Source organism: Dehalococcoidia bacterium, from assembly GCA_035310145.1.
In the GTDB taxonomy this organism is placed as follows: Bacteria; Chloroflexota; Dehalococcoidia; order CAUJGQ01; family CAUJGQ01; genus CALFMN01.
This window is the reverse complement of record DATGEL010000063.1, coordinates 43,234-55,831: the sequence shown is the minus strand read 5'-3', so window position 1 is coordinate 55,831 and position 12,598 is coordinate 43,234. Positions and strand designations below refer to the sequence as shown.

Genomic DNA, 12,598 nt, shown 5'->3' with positions numbered 1-12,598 from the left:
CGGAACCTGTCAACCTTGTTGAGACCACCCGTTGGGAAAATTAGCGGAGGATTCACTCTGGCATCGTCGTCACCTCCTCAGGCAGCGGGAACGGCGGATTGATCCAGGCAGCCGTCGGGATCGCGGGTGGGGTCGGTGGCTGCTGGACGAAGCGCTCGGGATGGGCCGCGTAGGCGGCGTCCAGGGTTTCGCGCCGGACGCGTTGCCGCCCCGCCGCCAGCCCGTAGTGGAGCGCCTCTGGCGTGTGCAGGCCGAGGCTGCTGTGATGATGTTCGCTGTTGTACCAGGGGAAGAACGTCTGGCAGAACGCCCGTGCCACCTCGACGGAGGCAAAGCGAGCGGGAAAGGCCGGCCGGTACTTCAGCGTCTTGAACTGGCTCTCGGAGTAGGGATTGTCGTTGGACACGTGGGGTCGGGAATGACTCTGCGTGATGCCCAAGTCTGCCAGCAAGCACGCCACCGGTTTGGAGGTCATCGCGGTGCCCCGGTCGGCGTGCAACGTGAGCGTGCCCGCGTCGATGCCCTGTTTGGCCGCAGTGGCGCCGATGAAGTCCTGCGCCAGTTCCGCCGTTTCGCGCAGCCCCACCATCCAGCCCACCACGTAGCGACTGAAGACGTCGAGGATCACGTACAGGTAGAAATAGGTCCATTTCGTCGGGCCCAGCAGCTTGGTGATGTCCCAGCTCCAGACCTCGTTGGGGCGCGTCGCCAGCAACTCCGGCCGGGTATAGGTGGGATGCCGCGCCTGGTCGCGGCGCTCGCGCGCTTCGCCGGCGGCGGCGAGCAGCCGATACATCGTGCGCTCCGAACACAGGTAGCTCCCTTCATCCAAGAGCGTGGCATAGACTTCGGCCGGCGCGGCATCCCGGAACCGCGCACTGTGCAGCACGTCCAGCACCGCGTGCTGTTCGGCTGGGCTGAGCGCCCGTGGTTGGTGCCCACCACCGCCGCCCCGCGTCCCCGTGGTGGGTCCCTGCTGCCGGTAGTAGCTGGCGCGGTTGACGCCCAGTGCCGCGCACGCCACCCGGATGCCCGTCGTGGCGGCGAGCGCCGTTACGGCGCTGGCGGTGGCTCCGGCAACGTCAGCCCCAACACCGCCGCCAAGTTTTTTTGGGCGGCAATGATCGCCTCGGCGACGGCGACACGGCGACGGAGCTGGCCGTTCTCCTGCTGCAGCCGTAGCACCTCGCCCGCAGCGGGATCAGCGGGCTTACGGCCACGCGGCTGCGCCAGCGCCTGGCGACCACCCGTGGCCCGCTGCTGGCGCCAGTGCGCCAGGTGCGAGTAGTACAAGCCTTCCCGCCGCAAGAGGGCGCCGACCTGGCGGGCTTCTGCACAGGCATCGGCTTCGGCCAGGATGCGCAGCTTGTAGTCCACCGTGAAGCGGCGGCGCGTGGGCCGCTCGCGGACCTCGGGATCCGGGCGTTCGGGAACTGCCGCCATCGGGGGACGGCCTTGAAGGGGGGAACGGTCTGCGGGGATTGGTTCGGCAACCATCAGGCGTTTCTCTCCCCGCCCTACACTAATTTCGAGACTTCGATTGTCTCACCTTAGGTTGGCAGAGAGGGATGCGCGCTGCGTCGCTGCAGCACAAGCGGGTTGTAGGTGACCTGGATAGTCGCTACCTCAGCACCCGTGCCAGCATCGGTCAGGCTCACGACAGCGGCATTCGGATCTAAAGTGACAATGAAGTTGCCGTCCCGATAGGCCGGTGAAACCGTGACATGCCAGCCATCACCACCCTGTGCGGCAGCTACACCCTCGGGGGCAAGACGCGTTCTGCCGCTGTGCCCGCCTGACCGACTGCTGGTTTGCCAAAGCAGCAGCCCCACGAGGCCAAGCCCCGCGCCGAGCAGCATCACCATGAGTGCGGCGAGGACTAGCGGGCGTCGTCCATCCCATCTCCGACCACGTCGCGCGGCTACGCCTATCGATGACATTGGGTACCCCCTTACCGCCAGACCGCTGTCAGTATGCCTCAAAGGAACGCTAAACCCGCCAGTCCACCGACACGCAACCGCTCATCGATGGCCTGGAGCCGGAGCATCAACACCCTCGGCTCCCATGCGTGAGCACGGGCAATGAGGATCAGTTGCAGGCCTCGTGTTAGCCCGTAAACGCCGCCGAGTACACAACCAGCGAAAGGGTCAGCCAGCCAGATCAGTATCGCGACCATCGCCCACAGTGCCCACGTGTTCACTCGCGTCAGCACCCCGACACCCAATTGCACGCCCCAGATGATGGCTGTCTTTGGCAATGAATTGCAGAGCATCGTTCCCGGGGCAACTTGTCGCTTCAGCCCCGCATAGCACCTGCGATCCGACACCAAGGCTTCCCGCGCCACGAGAGCCAACAGCATCCCCAAGACTATTTCTACCACTCGGGTGGTAGCTGACCAATCACCCACCACCACACAAATACAGGCGGCGCATAGGCCCATCGTTGCACCACCGGCCGCCGTCGCACCAGCAAATAGCCAAAGCACCCCGGTTGACTCCGTCTTGCGCACGGCAAGACACATGGTTCCCACCATGGACCATCCTCAGGCTGTCCACCAACTCTTGACTCCAGCCTCAACAGCGATGATTAGCGCCGCAATATACGCGATCCAACGGTTCAACACGATCCTCCCGTCACAACGTACGTGCAGTCATAATTACCGCTACACCAAGTATCTTGTGGACAGTTGTTCTTACACTGGTTTGTCGAGTTGGCGCATGGCGTGTATATCGTACAGCAATCGTAGTAGTAGTACCAAACTCGCAGTCCTGTGATATAGTATGCCCAATACGATGAGCCAGTAGAATCACCCGAAGGGCAGCTCGTGACGGTTCCGTCATAACAATGATCACAGGGCAAACCACACATACCTAGTTCGGCTGTTCCACTGCAGTATGTCTGTGCTAATGCCGACTTTGGTGTTACTTCCGCCAGCGAACGTGCCACCAGACCGATACCAACTGCACCGAAAACTACCTTACCGGTGCGCCTGATAAAGCTTCGGCGGATAGAGCGATTTGCTAGTCGCTGCAGGAGGTATTCGCCGCTCATTTCCAGCCTCCTACTGCCTGGCTATGCATGCTGCGAAGACAATTCTGAGTCCGATAGAATGAGCTCGCGTCGCATATCAACGTGTGACTCTACGGTCACTAAGCTTTCGAGATGTTCGAGACTATTAACAATGCCTATTGATCGTATTGTGTTAGCATTATCCAGTAATATCGCGTACGGTGTCATAGTCACACCTAGACGTTCGTGCAGCTCTTGAGAGACTGTGAATACCATACCGTGGCGTTTGAATCGGTTGATATAGTCTGCAACGTCGTTGTCATCGCTTGTTCTCTTAATGCCAACTACTGTTGTATTAATTACGCCTTTGTAGGCTTTTGCGAACACAACGAGTGACGGGAGTAGTGATTGGCAGATAGGGCATGTGGGCGAAGTGAACAGCAGAAGGTTACTGGTGGACTTCGAAGGTCGCGCATGGCGCTGTGTACCATCTATACCAACAACTGAAAAGGCGTCGATTACTGTACCAACCTCCGGACCATGTGCAGATGCCTTGGCATGAGGTGGTCCAGATCGCGCTAGCAATACACCGAGTTCTCTCGCTAGACCGAGAACTGCCGCTAAGAGAAGGATGTTAGCGAGCAATGATGTGATCACACCGGCTACGAGAAGAGCACTCACTACTTTGCCTCACAATAGTAACGATCAAGTCGGCTGATGTCCTGATGCACCAAGCGAAGAGAGCGTCCGATAGCTGTACCAATGAGGAGTTGAAGTGGTATAAACAAGGTAAAGAGCTGCTCTGGCAGCGATACCTCGCGAGGCGCAAGGGCTGGCCAGAACGAAGCACCGACCACCGCGATGCAGCCGGCGAGTAAAGCGAGCGACGCGACGCTGATGACATGCGGCCAGCTAACACGCTGGGTCGGCAACAGGCCGCCACAGCCGCAAGCGTCTGAAAGGCCGACCTTAGCCCATACAGCCAGCACGACGGCGAAACTTGCCAAGAGTCCACAGGCGGCGATCGCAGGGACGGGCGAGTCGATCGGCAAGAACAAGCCGATTCCGATGAGGAACTCGCTCAGGATTACCAGCCAGACGATGCGTCTAGCCACGCGCGCGGTAAAGGGAAGGCGACTGGTAAGCAGAGTGGCTAGCTGCGCTGGCTGCCAAGCTTTCTCCAGCCCTGCACTGATGAGTATCCACGCAAGACTGCCGCGGCCGAGGAGAATGACCAGAATCCCTATCATGGTTGGCCTCCCAGAGGCCGGGCAGGGCGGGGGCGCTGACGGCTACAGTCTGCAGGCAACCAGCAGCCCTGTCTGTAGTGAATGCCGTATGGCGATGTAGGTAATCCACCACAGAACCTGTGCGGAATTCCTGACAGCACCGCTGGAATACCATCCGCTCAGCCACCAAGGAGACATCGCCGCCAAGCAGCATCCACCAAATGCGGGCGGTTTCGAGAGTGCAGTTTCTCGCACAATCGCCCGACGTAGCTATCCACGGTGCTGGGTTGGATCTGAAGCGTGGTGGCGATGGCTTTGTCTGTTTCGCCGGCGGCCACCAGCGCGAGCACTTGCTGCTCGCGCGGCGTCAACGTCACTGACGGCTCCATGTCCTGCGGCCGCTCGAGGAGGGTCCGTGCCGCGAGTTGCACACGGACGCAGTTGGTAATGGCGCCGGCGCAGACGAAGATCCCGGTGCGCCGGGTGAACGCCAGCGCCTCGCACAAAAGCGGGATCGGTCGGTTCAGCTTGACCAGGTAGCCGCCCACGCCCAGCGCAGTCACCGCGGCCATGGTTTCCAAGCTGAAATACGCGCTGCGTAGGACGACTCGCGCGAGCGGAACGGATCCCACCACCTCGCCGGCCAAGCGCAGGTCCAAGCCCGTCTCGTCACTCGGATCGAGCAGCACCACGTCCGATCGCAGGGCGGCGGCTACGGCGGGCGGGCAGTCCTCGGGTGCGAAGACGCCGACGACGGCAAAGCGGCCATCCGCCTCCAGAAGGCGCCGGACCATCGCTTGTTGCGTCGGATCGGGGTCGAGCACCAACGCACGCATGCGACCGTCTTCGTCCATGCGGGCCATGGCACACTCCTCCTCTCTCCCTGCACCGCGGTTCTGACAGCAGCCGGCCCCTCGTCGCGGACAAACCGATGCTGGAAATACAATGCGTATAGAGATGAAGCCGTGATACAGTGGCCCGATTATGCGGCGTGCAGCGACGGTTGCCTAGCTGGAACAAGACGCCAGCGGTTGGCGCGTTTGGACACCGGTGCACGATCGTTGCCAGACCCAATGCCGCGATGCCTCAGGCGATGCCGCGCCGCACTGCCTCGGCACAGAGCTGCCCCACCGTCTGCGCGCCGAAGCGTTGCTGCAGCCGCTCACTGATACGCTGGACGTTGCGGGCGCTGATCTTCCTGCCTTCAGCAGTGAGCGCCGCGGCGATCGCCTTCACGCTCTGGCCGCCGACGAGTCCGCGCAGCAATTGCTGCTCCAGCGGGTTGAGGTCCGGCGTGGGGAGCTGCGGGCCGAGCAGCCGCGTGGCGACGAACTCAGTCCGCAGGGCCTCGACAATCGGCACGGCGACGACCACGACCTCTCCCGCGCCGGCCAGCGCCAGCATATCGCCCAGATCCGATGAGCCGATGGCTGCCTTCGGCAGGACATCACGCACCCCGAGCAGCAGCAGATCGCCGAAGGCAGTCGCCTCCCAGGACGCGGTGCAAACAACCACGCACGCCTGCGGAGCCATGCTTAGCAGCTGGCGCAGGTAGCGCAGATCGAGGCGTCCATCGCTCAGCGGGTCGACCACGATCAGATCAGGCCGTAGCGTATCCAGGGCAAAGCCGACACGCAGCTTGGCCTCGCCAACGATGGCAAAGCGCCCGTCGGCCTCCAGCAGGGTTCGCAGGAGCTGGCGCTGCCTCGCGTCGTCATCGAGGATCAGCGTCCTGAAGGGAGGGTCGCGGTGCGCAGCGGTCATGAGGGCGGCGATTCTGTTCGCGGCAGCGGCAAGTCAGCAGCGGTGCCGGGCAGCACAACGGCGTCACGCTAGAAAGAACGCGGTGCGCGCACGCATTGGCACGCGCTGAAGGACGGTACACAATCGGACAGGACGGGGGGAGATCCGACCGTCTGTCAGCGGACCCTGCGTGCCGTCCTGCGGTAGCCTCCGAATGCGTCGAAAACCAGCGTTAGTTTTACACCGACTACGATATCGCGCTCAGTGCGTGACTCCAGGAGCACAGCCGCTACGCTGGGCGGCATGCGCGACCATTCCCCGGTTGGCTCCGGCTATTGCGGCGTCGGAGTGGCCCCACACCTTGTGCCCGTGTGCCCGTTTCACCAAGAACCGCTGTGCGAGGCCTGCCACGCCGAGGTGCTGCGGTTCGTGACTGAGATGCAGGTACGCGGCCGTGGCCGCACCCGCGCCGGCGTGGGCAGCGTCAGAACTCAGCACCCCGACCACTCGTGTGGCCGTCGCCGTTACGCCAGCTAGCGCTGACGAAGCCGGGCCACGTACCGGCGAACGTGACGTTCGTGCATGCGTATGAGCCCCGCGGCGACCCATGGCGCAGAGTTGTTCGTGATTGCACGCGGTACATAGATGCCCTCTGCACTCGTTTGCAGTGCGCGCACCCACGCCCGCGCCTCGTAAGAGCTGCGGCAAAGGTTCGGCACGTTCTCATCGGTCAGATACTTCACGCACGGCCCTCGCTGCGCCGCGTAGCCGGTGGCCAGCGCCTGCTGCGAGTGGCCGTCGCGGGGGCAATCCGGCGGCGCCGGACGTGCTGTATCCTGAAGGCAGGCGGCGCGGGGCCGGGGATCAGCGGTACGAACAGGGCGATAGGGATCGGGCGATTCGCGGGATGATGGTGCAGCGAGGCCGGCATGAAGAGGTGCGGCGACGTACGCAGGCCGAGCGGCGGGCTGCATCACGGCAGCGAGTGATCGACGCCGCGATCGCGGTCATCGGCAGGATGGGGTACAACGGTACGACGCTGGCCGAGATCGGCCAGGTCGCCGGCTGCAGTCGCGGGCTGCCGCACCACTACTTCGGCTCCAAGCTGGAGCTGATGGGAGCCGTCGTCGCAGAGCTCAGCCGTCGATTCCAGGAGCGGGTGTTGCAGCCGCCGCCCGCCAGCCAACCGGGGCTGGACGCGGTGCTCGGCTTCGCTCAGGACTATCTCGGGTCGATTGCGGCGGCCGGACCCGAGCGGATGCGCACCGTCCACGTGCTGATGCTCGAGTCGCTCTCGGTGGCGCCGGAGCTGCGGCCGTTGGTGGCCGCAATGTCAGAAGCGCTTCGGGCCCAGATCCGCTCGCTTATCGACGCTGGCATCGCCGACGGCACGATCCGGCGGGACGCCGAGCCGGGGACGCAAGCGGTGCTGATCCTAGGTCTGCTGCGCGGCGCCGCGCTGCAGTGGATGGTTGATCCTGCCGGTATCGACCTCGATACAACACGCGGCGAGATCGCCGCCACGATCCGCGGCCGGCTCGCGCCCGACCGAATTCCAAGTGTGCTGTAGACCGGACGGCACGCTCGGCTCAGCTTCTGACGCCGACCCTGCAGTTCGCCCGCAAAGATACTTGCAGGGCGTTCAACAAACGGCCTACAATCGCGGCGCGTTGCCGTCGACCGGGTGCGGCGCGGCGCTGCGCGGCTCGAAGGGCACAGCCCGGCCTCATCCGGGGTCGTGGAGGTGACCGGGGACGGAGGAGCGAGACGATGTTGAGTGCGCAGGACAACGAGCTGCTCACGCAAACGGGCAAAGGCACGCCGATGGGCGAGCTGTTTCGCCGCTTCTGGCTGCCCGCGCTGCTGCCCGAGGAGCTGCCTGCGCCGGATTGCACGCCGGTGCGCTTCCGCATCCTGGGCGAAGACCTGGTCGCCTTCCGCGATACGAACGGCCGCATCGCGTTTGTGCAGGAGGCCTGTCCGCACCGCCGGGCGAGCCTGTTCTTCGCACGTAACGAAGAGTGCGGCCTGCGCTGCGTCTACCACGGCTGGAAGTTTGACGTGGCGGGCAACTGCGTCGAGATGCCCACCGAGCGGGCAGGCAGTGGCTTCAAAGAGAAGATCCACATCACCGCCTACCCCGGCGCCGACTGGGGCGGCATGATCTGGATCTACATGGGTCCGGCCGAGCGCCAGCCGCCGCTGCCGCTGTACGACTGGTGCGTGCGGCCAAACAACCCGCACCTGCGCGTGTGGAAGTGGATGCAGGAGGCCAACTACGCGCAGGGGCTGGAAGGCAACATCGACTCCGCGCACGTCACCTACCTGCACCGCTGGTTCGACCGGCCGATCCCCGGCGCGCGGCAGCAGATCCTGGACGGCGCTCCCGAGATCGAGGTGCAGGAGACGGACTTCGGCTTCGTCTACGGCGCGCGGCGCGACGTGGCCGACGGCCGCTACTACTGGCGTCTGACGCCGTTCGTGCTGCCGGTCTTCACCACGATCCCCGGACCGGCCGGCGGCCCCGGCGCCGGCTTCTTCGTGCTGCCGATGGACGACGAGCATAGCTGGTGGTGGACGATCACCAGCACGCCGCGCCCGCCGAGCACCACAAACGAGCCGCCATACATCGATCTGATTCCGGGCAGCTGGCGGCTGACGCGCAACAAGGATAACAACTACCTGATCGATCGAGAGATGCAGCGCTCCGTCAACTACACGGGACTGCCTACCAACCGCGTGCAGGACGCGGCGATGACCGACTCGATGGGTCCGATTGTGGACCGCAGCGACGAGCACCTGGGCAGCACGGACGTCGCCATCATCTTCATGCGCAAGCAGTTACTGCGCCTGGCGCAACGCCTCGACGACGGGGTCGAGCCAGAGCTGCCGCTGCATCCCGAACGGCACCGCGTCTGGCCGCTGGATACGATTAGCGACGAGCCGCGCATGGGGCCGATGTGGGACGCGCACTACGCGGAGTTCCAGGCGCAGTTCGCCGCCGAGCCGGCCACGGTGTAGGCGTTGCGCCGGCGCACGGACGGAGCGGAGCGTGCCGCGGCCCGCCCGTGCCGTTGAGCCACAGACGGCGCGCGTGCGCCATGGCAAGTCATCCGCGCAGGGAGCCGGTGGCCGGGAGTCGGGTGCGCTCGCCGCCACCCGGGCGAACGGCCGTCTAGTGGCCGGGCGGTGGGCCGAGCAGCTCAACGCGATACGCAGTGGCCAGCGCGGCTAACCGCGCGAAGTCAGGCGGACCGGCCTCCGCGGCGTCGATCGGTGCGCCCGCCTCGACGAAGAAGCGCTCAAGCCCGGCAGGCAGATTGAGCTGCAGCAGCCGTGCGGGCCGCTCACCGCCGACGGCGAAGTGGTGCGCCACACCTCGGGGCAAGAAGACGAAGCTGCCGGCGGTCGCAGCCCAATCCTGGTCGCCGCAGGTGAAGGTGGCCTCGCCTTCGAGCACGTAGAAGGCCTCGTCTTCGGCGTGGTGGATGTGGGGCGGGGCGGCGAAGCCCGGCGGCGCCACCTGTTCGATCAGGCCAAAGCCGCTGCCGGCGCCCGATGCCTTCAGCGTCATTTGCGTGCCGAGGAAGGCGAACGTTTCGCCTTCCTCACGCCGGAACGCGTACCCTGTTGCCCTGGGCGTAGAGTTCGAGGTATTCGAGATATTCGACGCGCTCATCGCCGCGTCCTTTCGCGCGTTCGGCTGCCGTGGCTCGGGTCGTGGCGAGCCAATTAGGAAGTAGTACTGACTATATAGCCAGTATACTTTACTATCTGTCAAGGGGGGAGATGGGCGTGCAGCAAACCCGGCGCGAGCGGCTACGCGACCTGGAGCGTCAGAACCTGTCGCAGTTGCTGCGCATGCCGTACCAGGCGTTCATCGCGGAGCTGCACGCCCGCCTGGCCGACGCCGGCTATCCCGATATCCGGCCCGCGCACGGCATCGTCTTTCAGCACCTGCGCGCCGAGGGGGTTCGGGTCACGGAGCTGGCCGAACGCGCCCAGCTCACCAAGCAGTACATCGGGACCCTGGTCGCAGATCTGCTTGCACGCGGCTATCTCGAACGGGTGCCCGACCCCGCCGACGGCCGGGCCAAGCTCGTGCGCATGACGGAGCGCGGCTGGGAGCTGACCCGTGTGGCGGAAGCGATCATCGCGGAGCTGGAAGCCGGCTGGGTCGAGCGCGTGGGGCCACAGCGCCTGAAACAGCTCCGCCATCGCCTCGAACATCTGATCCTCGCCCTCGACCACCGATTGCCCTGACTTGCCGGCGGCCGTGGCACCAGAGCGTACGCAGCGTCCCTAAGTTGAGCAGGCCCCACATGGCCACGCTTCACTCTTCGCCTTCCCTGGAGCGAATCGGGCACGGTGTATGCTGAAGACAGGCCGCGGTGAGCGGAGGGCAGACTATGGCGACCGAAATTGTGGACGAAGCCGAGCGCATGCGGCGCGTGCCGGGGATCATGTTCACCGGCGCACCGGGGCATCGCAAGGCGCGCATCATCGGGCACCGCATCGACGTCTGGTATATCATCCAGTGCTGCCGCGACGCCGGCGGCGACCGCGCGCGTTTGCCCGAATATCTGGAAACGCTGACGCCGGAGGAGATCGACGCCGGCCTGCGCTACTACGAGCTGTATCCCGAGGAGATCGACAAGCGGTTGGAAATCAACGCGAAGATCGCCGCCTATGCTGAAGCGCATCCGGGGCCGTTCTTTCCGCCGTTCCCTCAGGAATTGAATGACCTTCTTGATATGTAGTGGACGTAGTACGAGGGCACACCATCCGGGAGCTGTCGCTCAAACGCCAGGATTTGCGTCACCACATATGGCGCATCGTGCGTGCGCATCGACCACGTCGCGCAGATGACGCCAGCGTGACCGAGCACCTGCCGCTCGAATGCTCGCGTCAATTCTGGATAGTCTTTGACGTCCGACGTAAGCACGCAGCGCCCCTCGCGCCCGGCGTACGCCAACACCTCTTCATCTGGCCTACCCTGCAAGCCACACTCGTTGGCGGTGCGCACATCTACGCCGGCGCGGCGAAGCAACTCGGGCACAAGGTTCGGGACGTTCTCGTCGGTCAGCTATTTCACGCACCATCCCTGGCGGGTGGGAGTGGCGTTGTCTAGAGTGGGCGGAGCATGCGCTACGGCCGCGCCAGCACCGAGCGGCGGATCAGCAGCAGCGCGTTGGTGACGGCGCGTCGGCGGGCGGCGTCGCGGCCCTGCGCGAACTGGTAGCTGAGCACCGACGGCTCGCCGGCGCCGTCCGCGAAGCCGACGTGCATCGTGCCCACCGGCTTCCCTTCCTGCTCGTCCGGACCGGCCACGCCGGTGACGCTCACACCAAGGTCCGCGTGCAGCGCCTCGCGTACGGCGCTCGCCATCGCCTTCGCGCACTCGGGGCTGATTACGCCGAATTGGTCGATGATCTCGCGCGGCACGCCGAACTGCTCCTTCACCGCCGTCGCATAGCTGACGATGCCGCCCCTGAAGTAGGCCGATGAGCCGGGCGTGTTCGTGATCGTGGCGCTGAGCAGGCCGCCCGTGGCGGACTCCATCGCCGCCAGCGTCAGCCCGCGCTCTTTGAGGATTTTGCCGACGGCCGACTCGAACGACTCGTCGTCCACGCCCCAGACGGCGTTGCCGAGGATCGTGCGCAGATCGTGCTCGACCGGCTCGATCAGCGCCTCGGCCTGGCGCGGCGTCGGCGCCTTCGCCGTGACGCGCACGTGGATGCCGTCCACGCGCGAGTAGACGCCGATGCTGGGGTTCGTGTTTTGCAGCAGCGGGCTGATCATCTCATCCACGCTGCCTTCGCCGATCCCCGAGGTCTTGATCGTGCGCGAGACGATCACGGCGTTGGACGAACGGCCGCGCAGTTGCGGCTCGACCTCCTTCTCCCACATGCGCGTCATCTCGGCCGGCGGGCCGGGCATGGCAAGGATGATGCGGCCGTCCTTCTCCGCCCACCAGCCCGGCGCCGTACCGCGCGGGTTGGGGAGCACACGCGTAGAAGCCGTGAGCCAGGCCTGCTTCAGGTTGCGCTCGGGCATCGCGACGCCCCGCCCGGCGAACCACCTGCGCAGGTGGTCCTCCTGCTGGGCGTCGAGGTACGGTTCCTCGCCCAGCGTCTCGGCGATCGACTCGCGGGTCACGTCGTCTTCCGTCGGGCCGAGGCCGCCGGTGCAGACGATCAGCTCGGAGCGGCCCCACGCCTGCGTGAGCAGCTCCACCAGCCGGCCGCGGTTGTCGCCGACCTTCGACATCCAGTACAGATCGATGCCCAGCGCCGGCAGCCGCGAGGCGATGAACTGCGCGTTGGTGTCCAGGATCTCGCCGAGCAGGATCTCCGTGCCGATCGAGATGACCTCGGCCTTCATCGCCGCACCTCCTGCATCGTGTCGAGCCGAGCATAGGGACGCCCAATTGAGGCGGTCAACCGCGGCAAGCAGCGGAGGTGCCCAGCGCAGCCCGCCCAAACCACACCGAAGCTTCCCCTTGCCATTCCATAGCTTCCCCCTCCCTATTCCATGGAGAGGGGGGCGCGCGGGCAGCGTGGCGGTGCCGTAGTCGTATTCCATAGCTTCCCCCTCTCCATGGAATGGAGAGGGGG

At 65.0% G+C, this 12,598-nt stretch carries 12 protein-coding genes; 4 read left to right on the top strand and 8 right to left on the bottom strand.

The genetic code is table 11. The features are described from left to right. Nucleotides 1-52: 52 nt before the first annotated feature. The 6 genes from VKV26_12720 to VKV26_12695 form a co-directional block, all read right to left on the bottom strand. Nucleotides 53-1,443 (bottom strand): IS3 family transposase gene (locus tag VKV26_12720; protein HLZ70757.1). Its coding sequence is split into 2 segments (ribosomal slippage): nt 53-1,084 and nt 1,087-1,443, totalling 1,389 coding nucleotides; the frame shifts between segments, so codons are not numbered across the junction. A 107-nt stretch (nt 1,444-1,550) separates the two neighbouring features. Next, complete coding sequence (locus VKV26_12715) at nt 1,551-1,865, bottom strand: hypothetical protein (GenBank protein HLZ70756.1); 315 nt, start codon at nt 1,863-1,865, stop codon at nt 1,551-1,553. Nucleotides 1,866-1,978: 113 nt separating this feature from the next. Continuing rightward, complete coding sequence (locus VKV26_12710; GenBank protein HLZ70755.1) at nt 1,979-2,533, bottom strand: hypothetical protein; 555 nt, start codon at nt 2,531-2,533, stop codon at nt 1,979-1,981. Between the two features lie 1,156 nt (nt 2,534-3,689). Continuing rightward, nucleotides 3,690-4,259 carry a MauE/DoxX family redox-associated membrane protein gene (locus VKV26_12705; GenBank protein ID HLZ70754.1) on the bottom strand — a complete coding sequence of 190 codons (570 nt, stop codon included), beginning with the start codon at nt 4,257-4,259 and terminating at the stop codon, nt 3,690-3,692. A gap of 158 nt (nt 4,260-4,417) precedes the next feature. Then, nucleotides 4,418-5,101 carry a LuxR C-terminal-related transcriptional regulator gene (locus VKV26_12700; GenBank protein ID HLZ70753.1) on the bottom strand — a complete coding sequence of 228 codons (684 nt, stop codon included), beginning with the start codon at nt 5,099-5,101 and terminating at the stop codon, nt 4,418-4,420. 223 nt (nt 5,102-5,324) lie between these two features. Further along, nucleotides 5,325-6,002 carry a hypothetical protein gene (locus VKV26_12695; protein ID HLZ70752.1) on the bottom strand — a complete coding sequence of 226 codons (678 nt, stop codon included), beginning with the start codon at nt 6,000-6,002 and terminating at the stop codon, nt 5,325-5,327. Between the two features lie 886 nt (nt 6,003-6,888). Here VKV26_12695 and VKV26_12690 point away from each other — a divergent pair. After that, nucleotides 6,889-7,551 carry a TetR/AcrR family transcriptional regulator gene (locus VKV26_12690; protein ID HLZ70751.1) on the top strand — a complete coding sequence of 221 codons (663 nt, stop codon included), beginning with the start codon at nt 6,889-6,891 and terminating at the stop codon, nt 7,549-7,551. 200 nt (nt 7,552-7,751) lie between these two features. Next, entirely contained in the window at nt 7,752-9,002 is a 1,251-nt protein-coding gene (locus VKV26_12685) for a Rieske 2Fe-2S domain-containing protein (protein ID HLZ70750.1), read from the top strand. A gap of 154 nt (nt 9,003-9,156) precedes the next feature. Here VKV26_12685 and VKV26_12680 read toward each other — a convergent pair whose 3' ends face one another. Continuing rightward, on the bottom strand, nt 9,157-9,660 hold the full coding sequence (locus VKV26_12680; protein ID HLZ70749.1) for a cupin domain-containing protein: 504 nt from the start codon (nt 9,658-9,660) through the stop codon (nt 9,157-9,159). Nucleotides 9,661-9,776: 116 nt separating this feature from the next. On the opposite strand from VKV26_12680, the gene VKV26_12675 reads away from it, so the two are divergent. Then, nucleotides 9,777-10,244, top strand: a complete 468-nt coding sequence (locus VKV26_12675) for a MarR family transcriptional regulator (protein ID HLZ70748.1) — start codon at nt 9,777-9,779, stop codon at nt 10,242-10,244. 146 nt (nt 10,245-10,390) lie between these two features. Next, on the top strand, nt 10,391-10,741 hold the full coding sequence (locus VKV26_12670) for a hypothetical protein (GenBank protein HLZ70747.1): 351 nt from the start codon (nt 10,391-10,393) through the stop codon (nt 10,739-10,741). A gap of 388 nt (nt 10,742-11,129) precedes the next feature. Here the strand turns inward: VKV26_12670 and VKV26_12665 are convergent, their stop codons facing one another. Beyond that, entirely contained in the window at nt 11,130-12,365 is a 1,236-nt protein-coding gene (locus tag VKV26_12665) for a competence/damage-inducible protein A (GenBank protein ID HLZ70746.1), read from the bottom strand. Between the last annotated feature and the right edge of the window lie 233 nt (nt 12,366-12,598).